Source organism: Nocardia sp. NPDC056000 (assembly GCF_042269265.1).
Taxonomy (GTDB): Bacteria; Actinomycetota; Actinomycetes; order Mycobacteriales; family Mycobacteriaceae; genus Nocardia.
In genome coordinates, this window is sequence record NZ_JBHJXS010000021.1 from 111,542 (window position 1) to 134,671 (window position 23,130).

Sequence of the window (23,130 nt, forward strand, 5' to 3'; positions counted from 1 at the left end):
CGGATGCGCCGGCCACGGGCTCCGCGGAGGTCCCGCCCGCTTTGGAGACGACCGAGACGCCGAGTCTGTCGATGATCGCGCCGAACTTCCCGGATATGTTCGGACTGCCGAAATCGATTACGTTCGCAGCGGATTTCGCGGATCTGCAGTCCGCGCTGGACGGTCGCGTCGGACTCGCGGTGATGCCGGTGGGCGGCGGCGATATGACGGTGCTGGGCAACTGGACCACCGGCATCGCCTGGTCCACCATCAAGGTGCCGCTGGCGCTGGCCGCCATGCGCCAGGATCCGATCGGATTGCGGGAGCTGGCCGAAGCCGCCATCACCTTCTCCGATAACGATGCGGCGCAAACGCTTTGGACCTCGCTGGGCACCGGCTCGCAGGCAGCGGCCGCGGTCGAGTCGATCCTGCGCGAGGCGGGCGACGCCACCACCGATGTGGCCGCGCGCCATACCCGTCTGGCCACCCTGGGCTCGGATGATCTGCTCGCCTTCGGCGCGACGGATTGGTCGCTCACCGATCAGGTGAAGTTCGCCTCCAAGCTGCCGTGCCTGCCGCGCGCGAATTCGGTTGTCTCACTGATGAGTGAGATCACCCCGAGCCAGAGCTGGGGTCTGGGCCGCTTGATCGGCGCGGAGTTCAAGGGCGGCTGGGGACCCGATGACGACACCGGCAATTACACGGTGCGCCAGTTCGGTTTGATCCCGACGCTGGCCGGTCCGATCGCCGTCGCGCTCGCCGCCGAACCCACGTCCGGCAGCTTCGAGGATGCCACCGACATGATGGACAAGATGGCACTGCTGCTCGGCGATCACCTGCCCGACCTACACGGCGGGCTCTGCTCACATTGACGGAAAGCCCCGGGCGGCACCGCAATTCTCGAGGTTGAGAGAGCATCCTCGAGATTGACGCATACCGGTGAGTCCGCTAGGAAACAGGGACTCGCCGGAGATGATGGAGGTAACCCGGGTGGACGCACCATATTCGCCGCGCGGACGCTTGGCCGCGATCGTGAGCTGTTGCGCGGCAGTCCTGCTGGTGACCGCCGGATGCTCCAGCAAGCCCGCGATCGTCCCCACCGCGACCACCGCCGCGACCAAGGCGCCCGGCTCACTCCCGTCCACGCTGGTGGCGGCCATGCCGGGCACGCTGGCCTGGGATTTCGAGAATGAGCTACGCCAGAGCCTCAATGGCAAAGTGGCGCTGGCGATTCTGCCGGTGAACAGCGATCGTGCCATGACACTCGGGGATTGGACCGTCGGGCCCGCCTGGTCCTCGATCAAGGTGCCGCTCACCCTCGCCGCGCTGCGCGCGAATCCGGGCTATACCGGGGCCGCCAGCAATGCGATCACCAACTCCGACAATGCCGCCGCGGATATGCTGTGGCAGTCGCTGGGCACGCCGGAGGTCGCCGCGCAGGCGGTGCAGGATGTGCTGCGCGAGGGCGGCGACAACACCACCAAGGTGCCCGCGAACCGTTCCCGTTCGGATTACTCGGCTTTCGGACAGGCCGAATGGGCCATCGCCGATCAGCTCACCTTCGCCGCGCATCTGCCCTGTCTGCCGCAATCGGATTCGGTCACCTCGCTGATGGGCAAGATCAGCTCCGGACAGCGCTGGGGGCTGGGCACGCTCAGCGGAGCGCAGTTCAAGGGCGGCTGGGGGCCCGATACCAGCGGTGATTATCTGGTCCGGCAGTTCGGGCTGATTCCGGTCAGCGGCGGGCAGGTGGCCATCGCGATTGCCGCGCAGCCTGCTTCGGGGTCCTTCGATGACGGCACGGCCATGCTCACCAAGATCGCCGGGCTGATCGACTCGCATCTGAGCGAGTTGCGCGGCGGTAAGTGCTGAACTCTGCGCGGGCGCTGAGGGCCTCTTAACCAGCGGTTCACGGGGGCGCGCCCCACCGCGACCCCGACTCGGGGCAAGATAGACGCCATGCGCATCGGAGTCTTGACCGGAGGCGGAGACTGCCCTGGACTGAACGCGGTGATCCGAGCTGTCGTTCGCACCGCGAACGGCCGCTGGGGCGACGCGATCGTCGGGTTCCAGGACGGGTGGCGCGGGCTACTCGAGGATCGCAAGATCCAGATTCTGAACAATGACCGCACCGACCGGCTGCTCACCAAGGGCGGCACCATCCTCGGCACCGCCCGCACCAATCCGGACGTACTGCGCGCCGGACTGCCCCGCATCAAACAGACCCTGGACGACAACGGAATCGACGCCCTCATCCCGATCGGCGGCGAGGGCACCCTGACCGCCGCCAGCTGGCTCGCCGACGAAGGCGTCCCGGTGGTCGGCGTCCCCAAGACCATCGACAACGATATCGACTGCACCGACACCACATTCGGGCACGACACCGCCATCGCCATCGCCACCGAGGCCATCGACCGGCTGCACACCACCGCGGAATCGCATCAGCGCGTCATGCTGGTCGAGGTGATGGGACGGCACGCGGGCTGGATCGCCATCAACTCCGGTATCGCCTCCGGGGCGCATCTGACCCTGGTGCCCGAGGTGCCGTTCGATGTGGACGAGGTCTGCGCCATGGTGAAACGGCGCTTCCAGCGCGGGGATTCGCACTTCATCTGCGTGGTCGCCGAAGGGGCGCATCCGGATCCGAAGTCCATGGCGCTGCGCGACGGCGGCATCGACGAATTCGGGCATGTGCGCTTCACCGGTGTGGCGCAGCAGCTCGCGCCGGAGATCGAACGGCGCATCGGCAAAGAGGTGCGGGTGACCGTGCTGGGGCATGTGCAGCGCGGTGGTACGCCCACCCCGTACGACCGGGTGCTGGCCACTCGCTTCGGCGTGCATGCGGCAGAAGCCGTGCACGCCGGTCAATTCGGGCAGATGGTCGCGGCGCACGGCACCGAAATCGAACTGGTGCCACTGTCCGAGGCGACCAAACAGCTCAAACTCGTTCCGCAGGAACGCTATCGGGAAGCCGCCGCTTTCTTCGGCTGATCCCGTTACACCTCGAAACGCCCCTGCCGCAGTGCGGCGGTGAATCTGTCCCATTCGGCGGGCCCGAATAGCAATTCGGGCCCGGCCGGATTCTTGCTATCCCTAACTCCCACACCTGTTTCCAGGAATGCGATCTCCACGCACTCCTTCGCCCCGGTGCTGCGGGCGCTCTTGAACCACCTGTTGCCGGACGGTTCGTCACTCACGTTCCGTACTCCTTCGCTGCCTTGCGCAACAGATCCCTACTACTGGCCTCATCCAGCGCCGAGTGCTGGAGAGCCTGGTATGCCTGGCGATACTTTTCGACCGCGGCCTGCTTTTCCAGATAGAGGTCGCCGAGAAAGTTCTCCAGGTACACCACGGTGGGTTCGACCGGTCGGTTTACTGTGTCCCGGCCGAAATCCAGAATCACGAACGGCCCCACGGTATGGCCGATCGGGACGCCCGCGGAGAAGGGTAGTACACGCACAGCGATCGTCGGGAGTGTCGACATGTCCGCGACGCGTCGCAGCTGTGCGGACATGATCCTCGGACTGCCCACGACCCGGCGTAATGCCGTTTCATGGACGATTACGGTGAAGCTGGCGGCATTGCGTTTTCTGGTCAAAAGGGACTGCCGGCGCATCTTCAACTGCACTCTGCGGTCGATGTCGCCGCCCTCAGCATCCGGCCAGTAATCACTGATCAGGACGCGTGCGTAATCGGTGGTCTGCAGCAGTCCGGGGATGAGATCGGGTTGATAGGAGACCAGGCTGCGCGCCGAGGCCTCCAGGCCCACATAGACATTGAAGCCCTCGGGAATGAGGTCGTCGTATTCGTGCCACCAGGACTTGACACTGGCCTGCTGGGCCAGACCCATGACGGCGGAACTGAACTCATCGTCGAAGTCATATATGCGGCATAACTCCCGAATGTCCAGTACGCGAATCTTTTCCGCGTTTCCGGTCTCCAGGCGCTGTAGTTTCGACTCGCTCCACTCCATCATCGAAGCGGCTTCGGCAATGGTCATATTGCATTGCATCCGCCCCTCGCGCAGGTATCGCCCCAACTGGCGGCGCGGCAGCGTAGAACCATGATCGGACATCGAGTCCTCCCCCGCGAAGGCGGTTTTCGGTCACTGTGAACGATGCTCCCACGCAATATGAATGCCGACCTGGAGGTTTCACAAACTTTCCGCCGACACGCGAATTCCATTGCCCGCCCGCACCCCCCAATGCTGGACTGGAACAGCGCCCGGCGAGAGCCGGAGCCCTGATTTCGGACCCACTCGTCCCCGAGCCGGGCGCACCACAAACTCCCGCGAGTCGCACCGCGCGCCAATTCCAGCCGGCCGCACCCGAACCGCGACCGGGCACAGTGACAGCGCCTACCCGGCCACCTGTACAACGACGACAGCCAGGAGCAACAGCAGCACCAGCGCGGCCACGGCCAGCACCACCAGGGCGGTGAGTTGCGATCTGCCGACCGATTCCGGGACCTGCTGCGGCGGAGCGGAATTCACCGGAAAGCCGGGCGGAATGAACTGCGGCGCGGGTGGCACCGGTCCGAGGTCCGGAGTTCGGGCCGGTTCGGCCGACGAAACCGCGCTGGGATCCGAGGCCTGGACGGGCTCGCTCGGCGGCACGCCCGCGCCGGGGCCGCGCGCCCACACCCGATCCGGATCCGCGGCGTCGGGAACCACAGCAGGCTGGCTCGGCGGGGTCGCACCCTTTCCGGCCGAGGGGACGAACGCCCCGGACTCCGGATTCCGCTGCGCCGCATCGGGATAGCCGGACGACTTCCCGGCCGCGCCCGCAGACGACGATGCGCCATCCGAATCCGAGTCCGATGTGCGTTCAATCGCGGATTCACCCGATGTGAGCGAAACGCTGTCCGAACCACCCGATTGCGCGGGGGCGGCGGTCTCTACCGGCACGGACTCCTCAGCCTGAGACGAATCCGGTTCTCCCGCCTCGCTACCCGGTGCCGTGCCCGGCGCATCGGAGCGATGCGATGACTCACTGTCGGACGACGAGGATTCCGAACTCGCGGAAGGGGATTCGGCATCTGCCCTTCGAGTGGGGAATGAATCCGTCGGACCAGTGGAAATGTCCGGGTTCGTCGGCGGATGCGGTTGGGCCGTCAGCTGGCGGGGCGAATCCGGCGGTTCCGGGGTCGCGGATCGATCCGAATCCGTCGCGGCCGGATCCTGTGCGGTGGGTCCGGCGGGACTCGCCGAGTCCGGCGACGGCGAATCCGCGGGAGCGCGATGCGTCGGGAAGGAGTCGGTGGGGCGGAACGCCGAATCATCCAGTGGCGCTGACTGATCCGGCCCGGAACCGGGCGGAACCGAGGCGTCCGCACCGGGCTGGGCCGGAGGCAGTTGCGGAACCTGATAGTTCGGTGCGGCGGGCTGCTGCGCCGGTTGCTGGGCTCCGGGGACCTGGGGTGCCGGATGGGGCTGCGGTGGAACAGGTGCCGCGCCGGGGGGCTGCTGGGCGGGCGCATATGCCTGGCCGGGTGCCACACCCGGCTGCGGAACGGGTGAATACGCCTGTCCCGGTTGAGCCCCCGGCTGCTGGGGTGCGGGATAGGGCTGCGGTGCGGGCGGGTAGGGCTGGGGCTGTTGGGGTGGGTAGTTCGGGGCGGGGGCGTAGCCCGGCGGGGCGGGGTAGGCGCCGACGGGGGGTGCGCCGTAGATCGGCGGTGCGACGGTGTAGGGAGTGCCCGGGTGGATGGGGGTGGTGTTGGTGAGGGCGTGGCGGGCGGCCTTGGCGAAATCGGAGCAGGAGGGGAAGCGGTCGGCGGGGCGTTTGGCCATGGCCTTGGTGAGGACGGCGTCCATGGCCTGGGTGAGGCCGGGGCGGCGCAGGGAGACCGGGGGCGGGAGGAGTTGGAGGTGGCCGCGGATGAGTTCGCCCGGATGCGGGGAGTCGTAGGGGCCCGCGCCGATGAGGAGCCAGTACAGGGCACAGGCCAGGGAGTACTGGTCGGTGGTGTGGTCGAGGTGGCCGCCGGTCATCTGTTCCGGGGAGGCGTAGGCCAGGGTGGCGGTGAACATGCCGCGCTGGGTGAGATGGGTGGAATCCTCGCGCAGGCGGGCGATGCCGAAATCGGTGAGGAAGACGCGCTCACCGTGGCCCGCGACCGCCCGGGCCAGAATGATGTTGGCGGGCTTGACATCCCGATGCAGCACACCGCGTGCGTGCGCGTAATCGAGTGCGTCCGCGACACCCTCGATGATCTGCACCGCGCGCTCGGGCGGCAACTGCGTGACATTCACCCCGGCCGCGTCCACGCCGTCGATGAACTGCATGGAGATCCACAGCTGCTCATCCTCGGTGCCGCGGTCGTACACCTCGACGATATTGGGGTGATCCAGCTGCGCAACCAGATCCGCCTCGCGCTCGAAGCGCGCGCGAATCTCCCTGTCCGCGAAGAGTTCCCGATTCAGCAGTTTGAGTGCGGTGAGCCGCCCCAGCCGGGGATGCCTGGCCAGGAACACCGACCCCATACCGCCCTGACCGAGCATCCTCTCGATTGTGAAACCGGCGAATACGTCACCGTTGTTCAACACTGTGACGACCCCCTTCCGGTGACGTTCGAGTCCGTGAGCCTACCGCGCAAAATACCGTCCGACCGGCCCGATTTCAGCCCGGTGTCACCAGTCCGGATTCGTACGCCAGTACCACCGCCTGCGCGCGATCACGCAGATTCAGTTTGGCGAAAACCTTGGAGACATGGGTCTTCACGGTCTGCTCGGCCACGAACAGATTCTCGGCGATCTCCGCGTTGGACAACCCGCGCGCGACCAGTTCCAGCACTTCCCGCTCGCGGGGAGTCAAAACCCCGAGCGCGGGCGCGGGCGCACGGCGATTGCGGCGCTTGGTGACATCGGCGATGAGCCGGCGGGTGACCGTCGGAGCCAATAGCGCGTCACCGGCGGCGACCACCCGCACCGCGCGCACCAGTTCCTCGGCGGGCGCGTCCTTGAGCAGGAATCCGCTCGCGCCGATGCCCAGCGCCTCGTACACGTAATCGTCGATATCGAAGGTGGTGAGCATGAGCACCCGCACCGGCGGATCGAAATTGGCGGACAGAATCGCCCGCGCGGCATCGAGCCCGTTCATCTCCGGCATGCGCACATCCATCAGCACCACATCCGGGCGCAGCCGTTTCGCTTCCGCCACAGCGGCTTTCCCATCGGGGGCGTCCCCGATCACGCTGATATCGGGTTGCGCCGCCAGCAGCGCGCCGAAACCCGCACGCACCATCGCCTGATCATCGGCGATCAACACCGTTATCGCCACAGTCCCACCTCACGCACCCAACCGAGTTTGCCACGCCACGCGCCGGAGAGCCTCAGCCACATCGACTTCGCACCCCGACGCGCCGCGATATCCGGCGAATCGGATCGCCGAGCGTGCCCGGCGATGCCCCTCCACACGCGAACGCGTCCCCCGCACGAGTGGTGCGAGGGACGCGAATCGCACGAATCAGATCGCGGGGTGCAGATCCGCCCGCCCGCTCACGGTGGCGACGCCGGGCGTCAGCGGCAGCTCCGCCCGCACCTCGAAGCCACCGTCGGAACGCGGTGCGGCGGTGAGATTGCCGCCGACCGCGACGGCCCGGGCCTGCATACCCGCGATACCGCTGCCGCCGACGTGATCGGTATGCGGTGCGCTGTGCGGGCGATCATTGGCGATGGACAGATTCAACGCGGCCGCGGTGGTGATGCGCACCCAGACCGGGGCGCCGGGTGCGTGCCGGGAGGCATTGGCCAGCGATTCCTGTGCGATGCGATACAGCGCGAGACCGGTGGTATCCGGGATCGCGTCCAGATTCCCGTCGATGGTCCAGGTGAGCGGCACCCCCGCGCGGCGCGCGCCCTCGAGCAGGGCGAGCACATCGGTGGCGGTGGGTTGCGGTGCGTGCTCGGGCAATTGCCCGTCACTGCGCAGCACGCCCAGCAGTCCGCGAATCTCGTTGAGGGCGGCGCGCGCTCCCGAACCGATGGATTCGAATTCCTCGCAGGCGGCCGGGGAGAGCCCTTCGATGCGATAGGGCGCGGTCTGCGCCTGCACCACCACCATGGACATATGGTGCGCGACCACATCGTGCAGATCGCGGGCGATGCGCGCCTTCTCCTCCAGGATCGCGCGGCGGGCGCGCTCGAGTTCGGTCTCCTCGGACTGTTTGAGCAGCTGCTGCCGGGACACCACCACCCAGCGCACCAGCAGGCCGAAGATCACCAGCCCGGTGATGGCGATGGGCCAGCCGAATCCGGCCTCGGCGAAACTGTCCCCGGTCTGGGCCATGGTGGTGGCCATCAGCAGGGAGGTCGCGATCCAGGCCACGCCGACGATCTGCATGGGCGCGCGCACCGCGACCGCGAAGACCAGCACGAACAGCGACAGGATGTGCACCACCTGGAACGGCAGCGTATTACCCGGCTGATGCGGCACCGCCAGTGAGATGAGCAGTGCCGATCCGGCCGAGACCGCCCAGCCCAGCGCCGGATTCACCCGCACCAGCAGCACCGGGAAGGCCGCGAATCCGGCGATGAACGGCATCGCCGCCGCCGGCACCTGATGGGTGAGCTGCAGTGTCGGCCACGCCACCGCCATGAAGACCAGCGCGACGAACACCGTGACGATGTCGACCCACTGCCGAGCTCGCCCCGAATTCACCCGTTTGCCCAAGTTACCGACCATGCCCTCGACGGTAGAGAACTCCCGGCGCTTGCACCTCATACCCCCGGCTCATCTTGCACCCCCTACCCCGGTATCACTCGCACCCCGCCCTCCCCCACCTCACCCACCACCGAACACCCCCGCAGCGTGAAGCCCCCCGGTCACCCGCATTCCTAGCGTCTTGGCCATGAGAGCGTTCCCGTCCCACCCGGGCACTCCGGACCTGGATACCCAGCCCGCAGCCGGCGCAAGCCGCACCACCGTCGCAGGCATGTCCACCCCTGACAACGGCCAGCGCGCAGGCCGCTTCGCGACCGATCACACCGTTGAGCCGATCGCGGCCACCGCGGATCACACACAGCGCCGCCACGATGAGGCAGCGGATCTGCCGGGCTCCGGCACCCATGCACGACGCGCTGATGCTCCGGGCGCGAGCCGACTGCACCGGGTCGGCATGCTCGCGGGTGCGGCGACCGTATTGTTCTCCGTCGCAGTGGCTTTCGCGCCGTCGGCGGGAGCCGCCGCGACCGCGCCGGTGATCGCCGAGGACGCGGCTGCCCGCATCGGGATCATGGAATCGACTGCCACGCAGCCGGATCCGAGCGCTATCGCGGACAGCTTCGTCGCGGAGTTCGGTTACCGCCCGGTCATCGAAGCGGGCATGCTGGTCAACCCCAACGGTGACTGCTCCTCCCCCATCCCGCTCCCCCGCGAGTTCGATACCGCCTGCAAGGCACACGATCTCGGCTACGACATGCTCCGCTACGCCGACGCACACGGCCAGCCCCTGGGCCCGTGGGCGCGCCAAACCGCCGACGCCGCACTGGATCAGCGCATGCACGAATCCTGCCTGACCCGTTCCGACGCCCTGTCCCGCGCCCAGTGCCAGCTCATGGCCGGAGTCGCCGCCACCTTCGTGGACCTGAACTCCGCCCGCCAGGACTACGGCGTCCCCGTCCACGAGGCCATGTTCGATTCCACCGATAACGCGCCCTCCCCCATCGTCCGCTACAGCGCCTTCGGCCTCCTGGCGGCCGTATTCGCCGCCACCGCAACCTTCTTCGCCCGCAGGTCGCGCCGCTCGCTGCCGACTGCGATCAATTCGGCATCGACTTCGCGCATGCCCCTGGTACAGGCGGTGACGCTGTGAGCACACACATCGAACAGTCCGAGTCGGCGCGAACGGGTGACCGGCCCGAGAGCGAGAATGCCGCGCGACCCGATTCACCGCGGGCGAATACATCCGGTGGCGCAGGCGTCGTAGCCGATTCGACAACCACCGCCGCGGCGCCGGCCCAACGCGAGGGCGGCGGCCATAGACCCGGAAGAAGCGGAGCCGAGCGGAGCGACGTCACTCTCGCGACGACCGATACCCGGCGCAACGGTCGAGTAGGCGCGGACGGGGCAGCGTTGAGCGCACTTGCCACCGCACGGGCGGACGCGGGAAGCAGGCCGGATGCGGTCTCCCGGGACGAGCGGGTTCGTGAGTCCGGGCGGCTCGAATCCATATCCGAAACCGGACGTGCGCCTTGGCGATTCGGCTGGCCACGGGCAGGAACGACGCTCGGGGTCGGTTTCGGAGTGCTGGCGTCGCTGGCTCCGGGACTGTTGCCACGGACTCCTTCGGCGCAGGGGATTGTGACGGCACTGCTGGTGCTGATCGGTCTGGGCGTGGTCGGGCTCGGCCGAATCGCTGTGCGCCGGATGGGGTTCGAGCGGGGCACGGTGCGGGAGCGTGTGCGGTTGCCCGCGCTGGTGGCGGTGGTTCCGGTGACGGCGGTCGCGATGGCGTGGGCACAGCATTGGCAGAACCGGTTGCGGGATGCGATGGATGTCTCACCGGTCGGTCCCCTGTACTGGGTGCAGTGGGCGATGTGGTCGGCGGCCATCGTCGCGCTGGTGGTCGGGATCTGCCTCGGAATTCGCTGGGCGGTACGGCGATTGGGTCGGTTGCGGAGTCTGCTGGCGTTGGTCGCCCTCGCGGTGACGGCGCAGTTCGTAGTGGTGCCCACCGTGGTGGATTGGCGCAAGGCCTCGTATGCGGCGGCCAATGCCTATGTGGATCCGACGCTGGTGCAGCCGGTTTCGCCGAATCGGTCGGGGAGTCCGGTGTCGGCGGCCAGTTGGCCCTCGCTCGGTTCGCAGGGGCGCAAGTTCGTCTCCGGATCGCCCGCACAGAGTGTGCGGGTCTATGTGGGGCTGAACTCGGCACCGGATCTGAACGCGCGTGTGGCGCTGGCGATTCGGGAGTTGGAGCGCTCGGGTGGGTTGGAGCGGGCGAACCTGGTGGTGACGGTGCCGACCGGGTCCGGGTGGATCGACGGTGAAGCGGCCACCGGATTGGATCAGCGGTTCGGCGGCGATGTGGCGCTGGTGGGAGTGCAGTACTCGGACGCCCCCAGCTGGGTCACCTTCATGTTCGGTCGCGCGGCCGCCGAGGAATCCGCCCGAGCCCTGTTCACGGCTGTGGAACAACGGATTTCGACCCTCCCGCATCCGCCCAAGCTCTACGTCTACGGTCAGAGCCTGGGCGCGCTCGGCGGCAATTCGATCTTCGCCACCGACGCCGAACAGGACCGCCGCACCTGCGCGGTGCTGTGGGCCGGACCGCCCGCCAACGATGTCCATCGCGGCGGAGCGACAATCCTCGCGAACGCCTCCGACCCTGTCGTGCACTGGTCCCCGTCACTACTGTGGAGCTCCCCTAATCTCACCGGCACCCGCCCGGACGCCCCTGTCCCGCAATGGCTCCCAATGCTGAGCTTCCTCCAAACCAGCGCGGATCTGCTGGCCGCCCTTGACGCTCCCGCCGGTCACGGCCACCGCTACGGCACCGATCAGGGTGGCGCACTTGGCAGCTGCTGACATACCGCGGACCCGCAAACGACGGCTCCCGGCTGACAGTGTCAGCCGGGAGCCGAATTCGCTTATCGCGCTACGCGATCGGAGGGGTCAGGCGATCTCGCCGCGGGCCGCCTCGTAGGCCGCGCCGACCCGGTACAGGCGGTCGTCCGCCAGTGCCGGGGCCATGATCTGGAGGCCGACGGGGAGGCCGTCGTCCGCGCTGAGACCCGACGGGACCGACATGCCGCAGTGCCCGGCCAGGTTGGTGGGCAGGGTGCACAGGTCCGAGAGGTACATGGCCAGTGGGTCGTTGACCTTCTCGCCGAGCTTCCACGGGGTGAACGGGCTGGTCGGGGAGACCAGGACGTCCACCGATTCGTAGGCGCGGTCGAAGTCGCGCGCGATGAGCGTGCGGACCTTGAGCGCCTGACCGTAGTAGGCGTCGTAGTAACCGGCGGACAGCGCGTAGGTGCCGATCATGATGCGGCGCTTGACCTCCGGGCCGAATCCGGCCGCACGGCTGAGCTGCATGACCTGATCGGCGCTGTGCGTACCGTCATCGCCGACCCGCAGGCCGTACCGCATGGCGTCGAAGCGCGCCAGGTTGGACGACACCTCGGACGGCATGACCAGGTAGTAGGCCGCGAGGGCGTGTTCGAAGTTCGGGCAGGACACCTCGATGACCTCGGCGCCCAGATCCTTGAGCTGTGCGACGGCGGCATCGAAGGAGGCGATCACGCCGGGCTGGTAGGAGTCCGAGTGCAGTTCCTTGACCACACCGACCTTCACACCCGACAGATCACCCTTCGCGCCTTCGCGCGCGGCCGCGACCACCGGGGCCACCGGCACATTGCGCGAGGTGGAGTCGCGCGGGTCGTACCCGGCGATGACCTCGTGCAGCAGCGCGGTATCGAGCACGGTGCGCCCGCACGGCCCGCCCTGATCCAGCGAGGACGCGCACGCGACCAGACCGTACCGGGAAACGGTGCCGTAGGTGGGCTTGGTGCCGACGGTCGCGGTGACCGCGGCGGGCTGGCGGATGGAACCGCCGGTATCGGTGCCGATCGCCAGCGGAGCCTGGTACGAGGCCAGCGCCGCCGCCGATCCGCCGCCGGAACCACCCGGAATCCTGGTGGTGTCCCACGGGTTTCGGGTCGGCCCGTAGGCGGAGTTCTCGGTGGAGGAGCCCATGGCGAACTCGTCCATATTGGTCTTGCCGAGGATCGGGATGCCCGCCGCGCGCAGTCGCGCGGTGACGGTCGCGTCGTACGGCGCGGTCCAGCCCTCGAGAATCTTCGACCCGCAGGTGGTCGGCATATCGGTGGTGGTGAAGACGTCCTTGAGCGCGAGCGGTACGCCCGCGAGCGCGGAAGCGGTCTTGCCACCGGCGATTTCGCGATCCACCTCGGCGGCGGTCAGCAGTGCGGCCTCACCGGCGACGTGCAGGAAGGCGTTGATCTCGCCGTCGACCTCGGCGATGCGCGCGATATGCGCCTCGGTCACCTCGACCGAGGACACCTCGCGGGCATGGATCTTCTCCGCGAGCGCGGACGCGCTCAGCTTGGTCAGGTCGGTCATTCGCCTTCTCCCAGAATCTGCGGAACCAGGAACCGCTGCTCCTCGACCGCGGGCGCGCCGGACAGCGCCTGCTCCGGAGTCAGGCACGGCTGCACCACATCCGGGCGGGTCACATTGGTGGCCGGATTCGGGGAGGCGGTGGCGGGGACATCGGCCGCGGCGACCTCGGAAATCTGTGCGACGTGGGTCAGGATGGAATCCAGCTGACCGGCGTACAGATCGAGTTCGTCATCGGTCAAAGCGAGCCGGGACAACCGGGCGAGATGAGCGACCTCGTCCCTGGAGATGGCGGGCACCGCGGGACCCCTTTCGACTGGTTCGAGCATGGTGATTCGACTCGTGACAGCCTAGCGGGGCGTGTCGGACCGGCGGTGACAGGTGTCGCCCGGCGCCGAATCACGGCCCGCGATACCGTTATCGGAGACGCCCCGAATTGATAGGTGACCGATCGGTAAGTGGCCCGGGTCACACGGTTCCCTTCGATTCGATAACCATGACCCGAGGGTGTAAATATTGCGGGACTCGGGTACCCGTCCGAAAGTTTCGGTCGCAGAGGAATGAAAGGAAGGCACGTGTCATACCTGCTTCGCGTGCAACTTCCGGATCGTCCAGGCAGTCTCGGTTCGCTCGCACTCGCGCTGGGTTCCGTGGGCGCCGACATCCTTTCACTGGATGTCGTCGAACGCGGTGACGGTTTCGCGATCGACGACATAGTGGTCGAGGTACCGTCGGGCGCTCTTCCGGACACACTCATCACGGCGGCGGAGTCGCTGCACGATGTACAGGTGGATTCGCTCCGCCCGTACTCGGGCATGCTGGACACGCATCGCGAGCTCGAACTCATCGACCAGGTCGCCAATGCGCGCGACGACCGGTTGCAGGTGCTGGTCGACGGCGTACCCCGCGTCTTGCGGGTGGGCTGGAGCACGGTCATCGATATGGGCCCATCCGGCGCGTACCGGGTGGTCGGCAGCCAGAGCGCGCCGTCCACGCAGGCCGCCGAGGCCCCGTGGATGCCCCTGGAGAAGCCCGCCGTACTCGACGGTGAGGGCGAGTGGGTGCCGGAGCTGTGGCGGGATATGGACACCAAACTGGCGGCCGCGCCGCTGGGCAATACCGGCAAGGTGCTGCTGCTGGGCCGCCCGGGCGGACCCGATTTCCGGCCGTCCGAAGTGGCACGGCTGGGCTACCTCGCGGGGATAATCGCCACCGTATTGGGCTAGTACTTCTCGAATCGCGCCGGTGTGAGTCAACTCGCACCGGCGCGATTCGTTTGTGCGGCAGGCGTTTTCGCGTCCGTCATCGTTTCGGGACCATCTTCTCAGCTTTTACCTACTATTCAGCTACGTAGGTCATCTACGGTGTAGGTACGTAGATAGCAGAGAGGCAATGACGCCCATGCAGCACAATCGCTCGACCTCGAACCTCCGCCGCGTAACCCTGACCCTGGCACAGGTCATCGGCGCCACCGCCGCCGCCACCATCACCGCGGGCGCCGCCACCGCGGAATCGCTCTCCCGTGACGACGGCGCCCGGGACAGCACCCGCTCCGCGCCGAGCCGCAACGCTCCGCCGAATATGGGCGGCACCGGTATGCACGCCATCGATCCGATGGGCTTCCACCACACCGACTCCAATCCCGTACTGCGCAACCAACATCAGCAGTACCTGCGCGAAATGCGCGCCACCCCACCCGAACCCACGCGCAATCGCCCCGATGGCGGCGATCAGACCACCTGGAATACCAATGCGAATCCCGATGGCAGCTGGACCGTCTGCCGCGCCCAGGCGAGCTGGTGCTGATATGACCATCACCATCGCGCCCCGCCGCCGCACCCTCGCACCGCTGGCCGTCGCCGTATTGACCACGGCCGCACTACCTTTCGTCGCGGGCACCGCCGAAGCCGAAACCCGCGGCGCACGCCCGGGGGCCAGCTGCCTGTGGGCCGGACAGCCCTATGCCGTCGGCAAGACCGTCGTCGCGGGCGGATCCACCTACCGCTGTGGCAACCAGGCGAACGAGCCCTACTGGTTCGGTGAGGGCAAGACCGCCAAGGCGAGCACCGCAGCCACCCCCGGCGCGATCGCCAATCCGCTCGGCCAATTCAGCCCGGGCGCAAGGCAACCCGGCACCTCCTACAACGACTACTGCACCGGCAACCAGCTCATCGAGGGCACCGATGACGTCTATCAGGTGGTGCGCATACCGGGCGGCGGGCTGATGTGGAAGGCCGCGACGCCCATCTCGGACTGGAAGTTCGACTCCCCCAAGCCCGCACCGACCTGGCGCACCGCCAGCCTGTGCATCGACGGGGTGCTCACCTAGTCCGCACCACCCGGGCATGCCCACCCGACAGCACCACCCGGGGCATACCCGCCCGACCCAGTCATCCCGGCGCACTTGTGGCCGGGATCCGCACCACCCCTGTCAGGGCTGCCTGCCTCGACCGGGATCCCCGCCCGGGTCCATCGTGATTCGCTCCGATGGACTCGGGCACACGCGTTCCCGGATCAATTCACCGGTAGTCGCATGACCGTCAGCGGCAGCCCGCTCATGGCCTTCCAATCCCGTTCCGGCACATGCTCGAAACCCAGCCGGTCGTAGAGGCGGCGGGCATCGAGCATGGTCGGCATGGTGGTCAGCACCACCGCCCGCCAGCCCTCCGTGCGCGCGATATCGATCACCTTGCGCACCAGCGCGGTACCGACGCCGAGCCCGCGACCCTGCTTGCCCACCACCAGCATTCGGAATTCCAGCTCACCCTCGCGGGCGATATCGGCGAACTCGGTGCCCGCGCGCGCCACTGTCACCGAACCGACCACGTCGCCATCCGCGACCGCCACCAGGATCTCGGCGCTCGCGGCGCGCGTCGCGGTATCGGCAAGCTCCGCGACATAGGGGCTCTCGGGGTTCACATGCCCCTCGCCGACATACACATCCACGGTCAGCGCCCCGACGGCCGCGTACTCCCGCGGCTCGACATCCCGGATCGTCACACCCGCGTCACTCATCACCACTCCATCCTCGAACCCCACACCCCGACACCATTGGACACTCGATCACGAGACCGCTTCGGGGCCATCCTCGAGGAGGCGTTTGAAGCCCGCTTCGTCGAGGATGGGGACGCCCAGTTCCTCGGCCTTGGCGGCCTTGGAGCCGGGGGCCTCGCCGATGACGACGTAGGCGGTCTTCTTGGAGACCGAGGCCGCCGCCTTACCGCCGCGGATCAGGATGGCCTCCTTCGCGCCGTCGCGGGTGAAGTCCTGGAGGGAACCGGTGACCACGATGGACAGGCCCTCGAGAGTGCGCTCGATGGATTCATCGCGCTCATCGGCCATGCGGACGCCGGCGGCCCGCCATTTGTCCACGATATCGATATGCCACTGGACGGTGAACCATTCCTTCAGCGCGGTCGCGATGGTGGGGCCGACGCCGTCGACGGCGGCCAGCTCCTCATCGGTGGCTTCCTGAATGCTGTCCATACTGCCGAGCGCGGACGCCAAAGCCCGTGCGGCCGTGGGGCCGACGTGGCGGATGGACAGTGCCACCAGCACCCGCCACAGCGGGCGATCCTTGGCCGATTCCAGATTCTGCAGCAGCCGCTTGCCGTTCTGTGACAGCGTGCCGCTCTTATTGGTGAAAAGCGTTGTGCCGAGCAGCTTTTCCTCATCGAGGGCGAACAGATCGCCCTCATCCTCGATCGCGCCGGACTTCAACAGATCGATGGCGGCCTCATAACCGAGCGCCTCGATATCGAACGCGCCGCGACCCGCGACGTGGAATACCCGCTCCCGCAATTGCGCCGGGCAGTACTGCTGATTCGGGCAGCGGATATCGGCGTCACCCTCCTTGGCGGGGGCGAGTTCGGTACCGCATTCGGGGCAGTGCGTGGGCATGATGAATTCGCGCTCATCGCCGGTGCGCGCGTCCACCACCGGACCCAGCACCTCCGGAATGACGTCACCGGCCTTGCGAATGGTGACGGTATCGCCGATGAGCACGCCCTTGCGCACCACCTCGGAGGCATTGTGCAGCGTCGCCATGGCCACGGTGGAACCCGCGACCGTCACCGGCTGCATGACCGCGAACGGCGTAACCCGGCCGGTGCGACCGACATTCACCTGGATGTCCAGGAGTTTGGTGGTGGCTTCCTCGGGCGGGTACTTGTACGCGATGGCCCAGCGCGGGGCCCGCGAGGTCGCGCCGAGGCGGCGTTGCAGCGCGAAATCGTCGACCTTGATGACCTGGCCGTCGATCTCGTGCTCGATATCGTGCCGATGCTCACCCCAGTAGGCGATGCGCTCCAGCACCGGTTCGATGCCCTGGACCCGAATCGTGTGCGCGGAGACCGGCAGCCCCCAGGCCGCCAGCGCCCGGTACGCCTCGTATTGCGATGCGGCACTGAAGCCTTCGGTGCGGCCGAAACCGTGGCAGATCATGCGCAGGCGGCGGCGCGCGGTGACGGCGGGATCCTTCTGACGCAGCGATCCGGCGGCGGTATTGCGCGGATTCGCGTACGGCGGTTTACCTTCGGCGACGATCGAGGCGTTCAGATTCTCGAAATCGGCGAGCGTCATATACGCCTCACCGCGCACCTCGAGCAATTTCGGGACCGGGAACTCGTCGGTGCCGATCAACTCGTGCGGGATATCGTCGATGGTGCGGGCATTGAGGGTGACATCCTCACCCGTGCGCCCGTCGCCGCGGGTCGCGCCGCGCACCAGTTTGCCGTCCTCGTAGACGAGGTTCAGCGCGACGCCGTCGATCTTCACCTCGCAGACGAAATGCGTATCGGCTCCGGTCTCCACCTCGACGCGGGTGATCCAGGCGCGCATCTCGTCGGCGTTGAACACATTGTCGAGCGAGTACATCCGCTCCAGATGATCCACCGGCGCGAATTCGGTGGTGAATCCGCCGCCGACCACCTGGGTCGGCGAATCGGGCGTGCGCAGATCCGGATGCGCCTCCTCCAGGGCCACCAGCGCCTGGAACAGCTCATCGAATTCACCATCGGTGATGATCGGCGCGTCCCGCACGTAGTACCGGAATTGGTGATCGCGCACCTGCTCCGCCAGCTGCTGCCACGCCACGCGCTCGTCCCCACTCGCCGGGGTGATGTCGATGCCCGATTCGCTCACAACCTGCACATTAGCCCAGCCCACCGACACCTTCGCGCAGCATTCCCGCACGTCGCGCGGGTCGCGCGGACATTTATCCGGGACCGGGAACACCGGTCCGGGCGGGCGGGTTGTCCGCGGTATGGACATCGCCACCGCGATCGAATTCGCGCGCCCGCAGCACAACTCGATCCTGACCACCATTCGCAAGAACGGGCGGCCGCAGCAGTCGAATGTGACGCACTGGGTCGGGGACGACGGGCTGATCCGCATCTCGATCACCGCGGATCGGGCCAAGTACTTCAATCTCGTCCGGGAGCCCTGGGCCGCGCTGCACGTGAGCAGTCCCGACTTCTGGTCGTACGTGGTCCTCGAGGGTGAGGCCGAGGTGTCCCCCGTGGCGGCCGAGCCCGATGACGCCACGGTCGAGGAATTGATCGCCTACTACCGGGCGGTCAGCGGTGAACATCCCGATTGGGACGATTACCGCCGGGCGATGGTGGCCGATCGGCGCGCGGTGGTCCGGATCAGGCCGAACCACACCTACGGCCTGACGCGCTGATCGGGTTGGCCCGGTACCGCGTGCGATCGGCGATCCGATCTCGCGCCCACCTCGGCTCAGGCCAGCACCGCGCCGCCGTCGAGGGTGACGATGCTGCCGGTCGCGTGCGGCTGCTCCAGCAGGAACAGGAACGCCCGGGCGATGTCTCGCACCTCCCCCACGCGGCCCAGCGGCGTGTTCGCCGCGGTATCCCGGTAGAAGTCCGCGAGCACCTCCTCCGGGAGCGCCCAGAGCGGGGAACGAACGACGCCGGGCATGACCGCGTTCACCCGGATCGGGGCCAATTCGACTGCGAGAGCACGGGTCAGGGCCTCGATCGCACCGCAGAGGCTGGACGGCACCGCGGAACCGGGTACGGGGCGCGGGCTCGCGGTACCGGTGGCGAGGGTGATGGAACCGCCGGGTCGCACCCGCGACGCGGCGGCCTGGACGGCGGCGAGCACGCCGAAGTACCTGAGTTCGAAGAACTTTCGGGCCGCGGCGATATCCAGATCCGCGAGCGGCGAGAGCAGCAGCGCCTCACCGGCGGTGTAGACCAGGTGATCGAACGGGCCGATCTCCTCGAACAGTTCGCCGATCCGAGCCGTATCGCCGAGATCGGCCACGAGACCGGTTGCACCCGAGGGCAATTCGGCCAGGGCGCGTTTCACCGATTCGTCGCGGCTGGAGACGACGGTGACCCGCGCACCCTGTTCGGCGGCCTCGGCCGCGACCGCGAAACCGATGCCGGAGGTACCGCCGAGGACGACTACGTGCTGGTCCGTGAGGGACATGGGGTGTGCCTTTCGATCGGAAACTGTCCTCTCACTCTCGGCCCGGGCGGTGTCGTCCGTCCAAGACCTATATCCACCGCTGTAATACCCTGAGGGCATCATGGGCGATCTCGATCTCCGCAAGCTGCGCTATTTCGTCGCCGTGGCCGAGCACCTGCATTTCGGCCGTGCCGCCGAGCGGCTCTATATCGCTCAGCCGGTGCTGTCCAGGCAGATTCGCGCCCTGGAACAGGAACTCGAGGTGCCGTTGTTCGAGCGGGATCGGCGCGGCACCGTGCTGACCGCGGCGGGTAAACAATTACTCACCGATGCTCGGCGACTGCTCCTCGATGCCCAGGCGGTACAGCGCCGGGCCGTGCGCGCGGCACGCGGAACCGATTCCCTCACCGTGGGATTCATGCCCGGGCTGATCGTCACCGCGCCGGTGCGCGCACTCGCCGCGCGCCATCCCGGCCTCGATATCGAACTGGTGCGCACCACCTGGGACGACCAGATCACGGTGCTGCACGACGGGCGGGTCGATATCGGCTTCGTGCGCCCGCCCATCGACACCACCGGACTCCGCGTGCGCGAGCTGTACACCGAGCCCAAAGTCGTTGTGGTGTCCATCGGACATCGCCTGGCTGGTAAGCAATCGGTGGAGATCGCGGATCTGGCCGGGGACGTGCTGTTGCAGAACCTCGACATCGTCCCCGAATGGCGTGCTGTCACAGGCGAATCGGAGCGGCCCCCGGTGCCGGTGTACCGCAGCGTCGAGGAGAAGCTCGAACATGTGGCGGCGGGGCGCGGGATCGCGTTTCTACCGCTGTCGGTCGCGACCTTCTACACCCGGCCCGATGTCACCTATATCCCCGTCTCCGATATCGCGGACGGGCAGGTGAGCCTGGCGTGGGTGGCCGATCGACATGGTCCGCTCATCGACGAATTCGCCGCTCTCGCAGCCGAATAACGCGCCCGGCGGCTCAGTCCTCGGTGGGTTCCGGCAGTGTCTCCCCGGTTTCCAGCAGCGTCTTGAGGTTGGACAGGATGCCGGGCCAGCCCTCGCGGATACCCGCGAGCATGAGGCTTTCGGGGCCGAAGCCGTTGTGCAGCACCGTGAGTTTCACCGTCTCGCCGACGGGTGTGAGTTCGAAGGTGACGGTGGAGCGGGGCTCGGTGGAAAGCCGCTCGAAATCCTCGGCGCTGAAACCGAATTGGTCGGCGAACGCCTTGTCGACGGTATGCCAGGTGTAGGACAGCGTGGTGTAGGGGTCGGCGGTGACGATCACCTGTTCGGGATCCTTGCTCACCCAGCCCTGCTGCTCCCAGGTCATGGATGAGCCCGGCTGCCAATCGGTTTCGAAGGTGGCGCCCCAGTAGCGGCGGGTGAAGGCCGGATCGGTGAGGGCCTGCCAGAGGCGCTCGGGGGTGGTCCGGATGTACGTGGTGTAGACGAATTCCTCACTCATGGTGGCGCTCTCCAATGCGGTTTTGAGGTCGGCCAGGGCGTGCACCCGGCCGCGGTCATAGCGGTTGATCCAGCGCTCGGCGATGGCGTTCACCGGTTCGGCATTGAGGTAGTGCAGTTTTTCGCGGCCGCGCCACCGAATGGTGACCAGGTTCGCGGCCTCCAGCACCGCCAGATGCTTGCTGACGGCCTGACGGGTCATCTCCAGTTCCGCACAGAGTTCGCGCAGGGTCTGGCCGGTGCGGTCGTTCAAACTGTCCAGCAGCCGACGGCGGCTGGGGTCCGACAGCGCCTTGAAAACCTCGTCCACCTGCACCTCATTCGAACTCGAGCACTTCATGCAACCATTGGGTTGCCTGTTTGATAATAGGCAACCATTCGGATGCATGTCAATGGAAGCCATTCTTGCGAAACATGTCCGATACGGGCGAGTCGCTTTAACGCCCGCGTACCGGCAGGATGACCAGGGTGTTGCGCAGTTTTCAGGTGGCGAACCACCGATCCCTCGCCGAACCGCAGGAGTTGCGGCTCACCCGCGGCAACGGCCCGGTCGCCGCGCCCGTCACCGCCGTCTACGGCGCTGCCGCAACCGGCAAGACCAGCCTCGTCGACGCCCTCGACCGGATGCGGGACGCGGTGCTCAACTCCGTCACCGGCTGGGACCCGTTCTCCGGTCCGGTCCGCACCCCGCATCTCGGATTCGCGGACCGCCCTTCGGAATTCATCGCCCAGTTCGTCGCCGAGGGCTGCCCGTACACCTACGGCTTCCGGCTCGACAACGCCGATGTGAGCGCAGAATGGCTGCATTCGCATCCGCACAATCGCAAGCGCATCGTGTTCGAACGCGCGGGCGAGGATATCCGCATCGGTCCCATGTTCGAGGCCGCGCGCTACGGACTGGGCGCGGTGGTGCCGCTGGTGCGCCCGAATGCCTTGCTGCTGAGCCTGTCCGGGCAGTTGTACGCCGAACCCCTGGTACCCGCCTACCGCTGGTTCCAGTCGCTGCTGGAGGTGCAGTGCGGGCAGCCCGATCCGGCCGATATCGCGCACCGGGTGGGCAGTCACATCTCGCGCTCCACCGATCACGCGGTGCGGCTGCTGACACTGCTGCGCTCGGCGGATCTGGGCATCACCGATCTGCTGCTACCCGGCGACGATCCCATGTACGGCGACTACCTACGCGACCTCGACAACGATATCGCCACCACCACAAAGGAAATCGAATCCTGCACGGTATCGGCGAGCTACGCCGAGGAGTTGTTCCTCGAGCACGGCATCACCGTGGTGCTGTTGCAGCGTGAGCTCTCCAACCTGTTCGCGGCGCGCGATGCGCTGTACTCGCGCATGGTCAACCGGCGGGGCGTCGGGCTGGGACTGGTGCACGAGGGCATCGACACCGCGTTCGACATCACCGACGAATCCAGCTCCACCCTGGCCATGCTGCGCCTGCTGCCGCCCATGCTGGACGCCCTGGACACCGGCGGCGTGCTCATCGCCGACGATATCGACTCACATCTCACGCCCGAGACCGCGGACAGCCTCATCCAGCTGTTCCAGAATCCCGAAACCAATACCCAGGGCGCGCAATTGGTGTTCACCACCGCCAATCGCATGCTGATCGATCGCGGCAACGGGCGGTCGCAGACCAAGCGCACCACGGTGTGGGGCGTGCGCCGCACCGCGATCGGGACCTCCGAACTGCAACCGCACTGAGCGATCGGGACCGATTCAAAGCAACTCTTCAGCAACCGTCCGGCGGCGCGGGCCGCCGGACGCGCCTAGAGTGGGTGCCATGCTCATGCAGCTGTTATTCGTTCTGGTGATCGGTGGTGCGCTGATCGCGACCATCACAATGTTCCGGCGCGGCCGGGGCAGCGGGCCGATAGCCGAACCGGAATCCGGCTTCCTGTACGTGACCGGGGTGAGCCCGCTCCCGAACGCCTCCGGTGAGCAGTACGTGACGATCAGCGGCAGCATTTCCGGGCCCATGGTGGTCGCGCACGAGGTGTACGGGCGGTTCGCCTGGGACGTCAACCAGTGGCCCGCCGTCGGCGATCAGATCCCGGTGACCTATCCGGCGGGTAAGCCGGACCATTGGCAGCTCGCGCATCCGGGCGTGCGGCCGTACTTCGGGTCCCGTCAGCAGCGCAATCCCGGCAACTGACC

Annotated in this window: 23 protein-coding genes; 12 read left to right on the forward strand and 11 right to left on the reverse strand. The window is 67.3% G+C overall.

Annotated elements, in window-relative coordinates; all coding sequences use genetic code 11:
* Positions 1-41 precede the first annotated feature (41 nt).
* From ACFC4D_RS43800 to ACFC4D_RS43810, 3 genes are all read left to right on the forward strand, one after another.
* Positions 42-851 carry a hypothetical protein gene (locus ACFC4D_RS43800; protein ID WP_376072494.1) on the forward strand — a complete coding sequence of 270 codons (810 nt, stop codon included), beginning with the start codon at positions 42-44 and terminating at the stop codon, positions 849-851.
* A 100-nt stretch (positions 852-951) separates the two neighbouring features.
* Positions 952-1,851: a hypothetical protein gene (locus ACFC4D_RS43805; RefSeq protein ID WP_375954895.1), complete on the forward strand. Its 900-nt coding sequence runs from the start codon at positions 952-954 to the stop codon at positions 1,849-1,851.
* Positions 1,852-1,938: 87 nt separating this feature from the next.
* Positions 1,939-2,970, forward strand: coding sequence for an ATP-dependent 6-phosphofructokinase (locus ACFC4D_RS43810; protein ID WP_364630227.1), 1,032 nt, complete (start codon positions 1,939-1,941; stop codon positions 2,968-2,970).
* Positions 2,971-2,975: 5 nt separating this feature from the next.
* On the opposite strand, the gene ACFC4D_RS43815 is transcribed toward ACFC4D_RS43810, so the two are convergent.
* From ACFC4D_RS43815 to ACFC4D_RS43835, 5 genes are all read right to left on the reverse strand, one after another.
* Positions 2,976-3,176, reverse strand: coding sequence for a DUF397 domain-containing protein (locus ACFC4D_RS43815; protein ID WP_364630224.1), 201 nt, complete (start codon positions 3,174-3,176; stop codon positions 2,976-2,978).
* Positions 3,173-4,054, reverse strand: a complete 882-nt coding sequence (locus ACFC4D_RS43820; protein WP_364630221.1) for a helix-turn-helix transcriptional regulator — start codon at positions 4,052-4,054, stop codon at positions 3,173-3,175. Before ACFC4D_RS43820 ends, ACFC4D_RS43815 begins: the two co-directional genes overlap by 4 nt.
* A gap of 282 nt (positions 4,055-4,336) precedes the next feature.
* Positions 4,337-6,481, reverse strand: a complete 2,145-nt coding sequence (locus ACFC4D_RS43825; RefSeq protein WP_376072497.1) for a protein kinase — start codon at positions 6,479-6,481, stop codon at positions 4,337-4,339.
* A gap of 118 nt (positions 6,482-6,599) precedes the next feature.
* Positions 6,600-7,259, reverse strand: a complete 660-nt coding sequence (locus ACFC4D_RS43830) for a response regulator transcription factor (protein ID WP_364630215.1) — start codon at positions 7,257-7,259, stop codon at positions 6,600-6,602.
* A 186-nt stretch (positions 7,260-7,445) separates the two neighbouring features.
* Positions 7,446-8,663, reverse strand: a complete 1,218-nt coding sequence (locus tag ACFC4D_RS43835) for a sensor histidine kinase (RefSeq protein ID WP_376072500.1) — start codon at positions 8,661-8,663, stop codon at positions 7,446-7,448.
* A 166-nt stretch (positions 8,664-8,829) separates the two neighbouring features.
* On the opposite strand from ACFC4D_RS43835, the gene ACFC4D_RS43840 reads away from it, so the two are divergent.
* Together ACFC4D_RS43840 and ACFC4D_RS43845 are read left to right on the forward strand one after the other, a co-directional pair.
* A complete protein-coding gene (locus tag ACFC4D_RS43840) occupies positions 8,830-9,792 on the forward strand; it encodes a hypothetical protein (protein WP_376072503.1) in 963 nt (320 codons plus the stop codon).
* Positions 9,793-10,223: 431 nt separating this feature from the next.
* On the forward strand, positions 10,224-11,507 hold the full coding sequence (locus tag ACFC4D_RS43845; RefSeq protein ID WP_376072545.1) for an alpha/beta-hydrolase family protein: 1,284 nt from the start codon (positions 10,224-10,226) through the stop codon (positions 11,505-11,507).
* Positions 11,508-11,594: 87 nt separating this feature from the next.
* On the opposite strand, the gene gatA is transcribed toward ACFC4D_RS43845, so the two are convergent.
* The gene (gene gatA / locus ACFC4D_RS43850; RefSeq protein WP_375954909.1) at positions 11,595-13,064 is read right to left on the reverse strand and encodes an Asp-tRNA(Asn)/Glu-tRNA(Gln) amidotransferase subunit GatA; all 1,470 of its coding nucleotides are present in this window, start codon (positions 13,062-13,064) and stop codon (positions 11,595-11,597) included.
* Positions 13,061-13,360, reverse strand: a complete 300-nt coding sequence (gene gatC / locus ACFC4D_RS43855; protein ID WP_364632740.1) for an Asp-tRNA(Asn)/Glu-tRNA(Gln) amidotransferase subunit GatC — start codon at positions 13,358-13,360, stop codon at positions 13,061-13,063. The genes gatA and gatC overlap by 4 nt, the downstream gene beginning before the upstream one ends.
* A gap of 276 nt (positions 13,361-13,636) precedes the next feature.
* On the opposite strand from gatC, the gene ACFC4D_RS43860 reads away from it, so the two are divergent.
* The 3 genes from ACFC4D_RS43860 (at position 13,637) to ACFC4D_RS43870 (ending at position 15,390) form a co-directional block, all read left to right on the forward strand.
* Complete coding sequence (locus ACFC4D_RS43860) at positions 13,637-14,287, forward strand: amino acid-binding protein (RefSeq protein ID WP_364630203.1); 651 nt, start codon at positions 13,637-13,639, stop codon at positions 14,285-14,287.
* Between the two features lie 166 nt (positions 14,288-14,453).
* On the forward strand, positions 14,454-14,867 hold the full coding sequence (locus tag ACFC4D_RS43865; RefSeq protein ID WP_376072506.1) for a hypothetical protein: 414 nt from the start codon (positions 14,454-14,456) through the stop codon (positions 14,865-14,867).
* 1 nt (position 14,868) lies between these two features.
* Complete coding sequence (locus tag ACFC4D_RS43870) at positions 14,869-15,390, forward strand: hypothetical protein (RefSeq protein WP_376072509.1); 522 nt, start codon at positions 14,869-14,871, stop codon at positions 15,388-15,390.
* 185 nt (positions 15,391-15,575) lie between these two features.
* Here the strand turns inward: ACFC4D_RS43870 and ACFC4D_RS43875 are convergent, their stop codons facing one another.
* Together ACFC4D_RS43875 and ligA are read right to left on the reverse strand one after the other, a co-directional pair.
* Positions 15,576-16,076, reverse strand: a complete 501-nt coding sequence (locus tag ACFC4D_RS43875; protein ID WP_376072512.1) for a GNAT family N-acetyltransferase — start codon at positions 16,074-16,076, stop codon at positions 15,576-15,578.
* Positions 16,077-16,124: 48 nt separating this feature from the next.
* Entirely contained in the window at positions 16,125-18,203 is a 2,079-nt protein-coding gene (gene ligA / locus ACFC4D_RS43880; RefSeq protein ID WP_376072515.1) for an NAD-dependent DNA ligase LigA, read from the reverse strand.
* Between ligA and ACFC4D_RS43885 the strand changes: the two genes are divergently transcribed.
* Positions 18,187-18,744 carry a PPOX class F420-dependent oxidoreductase gene (locus ACFC4D_RS43885; protein WP_376072518.1) on the forward strand — a complete coding sequence of 186 codons (558 nt, stop codon included), beginning with the start codon at positions 18,187-18,189 and terminating at the stop codon, positions 18,742-18,744. The two genes, ligA and ACFC4D_RS43885, sit on opposite strands and share 17 nt — an antisense overlap.
* Positions 18,745-18,800: 56 nt before the next feature.
* On the opposite strand, the gene ACFC4D_RS43890 is transcribed toward ACFC4D_RS43885, so the two are convergent.
* Entirely contained in the window at positions 18,801-19,517 is a 717-nt protein-coding gene (locus tag ACFC4D_RS43890; protein WP_376072521.1) for an SDR family oxidoreductase, read from the reverse strand.
* A 100-nt stretch (positions 19,518-19,617) separates the two neighbouring features.
* On the opposite strand from ACFC4D_RS43890, the gene ACFC4D_RS43895 reads away from it, so the two are divergent.
* Complete coding sequence (locus ACFC4D_RS43895) at positions 19,618-20,466, forward strand: LysR family transcriptional regulator (RefSeq protein ID WP_376072524.1); 849 nt, start codon at positions 19,618-19,620, stop codon at positions 20,464-20,466.
* 13 nt (positions 20,467-20,479) lie between these two features.
* Here the strand turns inward: ACFC4D_RS43895 and ACFC4D_RS43900 are convergent, their stop codons facing one another.
* Positions 20,480-21,274: a metalloregulator ArsR/SmtB family transcription factor gene (locus ACFC4D_RS43900; protein ID WP_364632738.1), complete on the reverse strand. Its 795-nt coding sequence runs from the start codon at positions 21,272-21,274 to the stop codon at positions 20,480-20,482.
* 149 nt (positions 21,275-21,423) lie between these two features.
* Between ACFC4D_RS43900 and ACFC4D_RS43905 the strand changes: the two genes are divergently transcribed.
* A complete protein-coding gene (locus ACFC4D_RS43905; protein ID WP_375954924.1) occupies positions 21,424-22,677 on the forward strand; it encodes an ATP/GTP-binding protein in 1,254 nt (417 codons plus the stop codon).
* A 79-nt stretch (positions 22,678-22,756) separates the two neighbouring features.
* Complete coding sequence (locus ACFC4D_RS43910; RefSeq protein ID WP_375954925.1) at positions 22,757-23,128, forward strand: hypothetical protein; 372 nt, start codon at positions 22,757-22,759, stop codon at positions 23,126-23,128.
* Positions 23,129-23,130: the final 2 nt, after the last annotated feature.

What these genes read in the sequence shown, in the direction of transcription:
- ACFC4D_RS43805 (WP_375954895.1), top strand. Translation starts at nt 952, where the DNA reads ATGATGGAGGTAACCCGGGTGGACGCACCATATTCGCCGCGCGGACGC.
- ACFC4D_RS43810 (WP_364630227.1), top strand. Translation starts at nt 1,939, where the DNA reads ATGCGCATCGGAGTCTTGACCGGAGGCGGAGACTGCCCTGGACTGAAC.
- ACFC4D_RS43820 (WP_364630221.1), bottom strand. Translation starts at nt 4,054, where the DNA reads ATGTCCGATCATGGTTCTACGCTGCCGCGCCGCCAGTTGGGGCGATAC.
- ACFC4D_RS43825 (WP_376072497.1), bottom strand. Translation starts at nt 6,481, where the DNA reads ATGCTCGGTCAGGGCGGTATGGGGTCGGTGTTCCTGGCCAGGCATCCC.
- ACFC4D_RS43835 (WP_376072500.1), bottom strand. Translation starts at nt 8,663, where the DNA reads ATGGTCGGTAACTTGGGCAAACGGGTGAATTCGGGGCGAGCTCGGCAG.
- ACFC4D_RS43840 (WP_376072503.1), top strand. Translation starts at nt 8,830, where the DNA reads ATGAGAGCGTTCCCGTCCCACCCGGGCACTCCGGACCTGGATACCCAG.
- gatA (WP_375954909.1), bottom strand. Translation starts at nt 13,064, where the DNA reads ATGACCGACCTGACCAAGCTGAGCGCGTCCGCGCTCGCGGAGAAGATC.
- ACFC4D_RS43865 (WP_376072506.1), top strand. Translation starts at nt 14,454, where the DNA reads ATGACGCCCATGCAGCACAATCGCTCGACCTCGAACCTCCGCCGCGTA.
- ACFC4D_RS43870 (WP_376072509.1), top strand. Translation starts at nt 14,869, where the DNA reads ATGACCATCACCATCGCGCCCCGCCGCCGCACCCTCGCACCGCTGGCC.
- ACFC4D_RS43875 (WP_376072512.1), bottom strand. Translation starts at nt 16,076, where the DNA reads ATGAGTGACGCGGGTGTGACGATCCGGGATGTCGAGCCGCGGGAGTAC.
- ACFC4D_RS43885 (WP_376072518.1), top strand. Translation starts at nt 18,187, where the DNA reads ATGCCCGATTCGCTCACAACCTGCACATTAGCCCAGCCCACCGACACC.
- ACFC4D_RS43890 (WP_376072521.1), bottom strand. Translation starts at nt 19,517, where the DNA reads ATGTCCCTCACGGACCAGCACGTAGTCGTCCTCGGCGGTACCTCCGGC.
- ACFC4D_RS43895 (WP_376072524.1), top strand. Translation starts at nt 19,618, where the DNA reads ATGGGCGATCTCGATCTCCGCAAGCTGCGCTATTTCGTCGCCGTGGCC.
- ACFC4D_RS43905 (WP_375954924.1), top strand. Translation starts at nt 21,424, where the DNA reads ATGACCAGGGTGTTGCGCAGTTTTCAGGTGGCGAACCACCGATCCCTC.
- ACFC4D_RS43910 (WP_375954925.1), top strand. Translation starts at nt 22,757, where the DNA reads ATGCTCATGCAGCTGTTATTCGTTCTGGTGATCGGTGGTGCGCTGATC.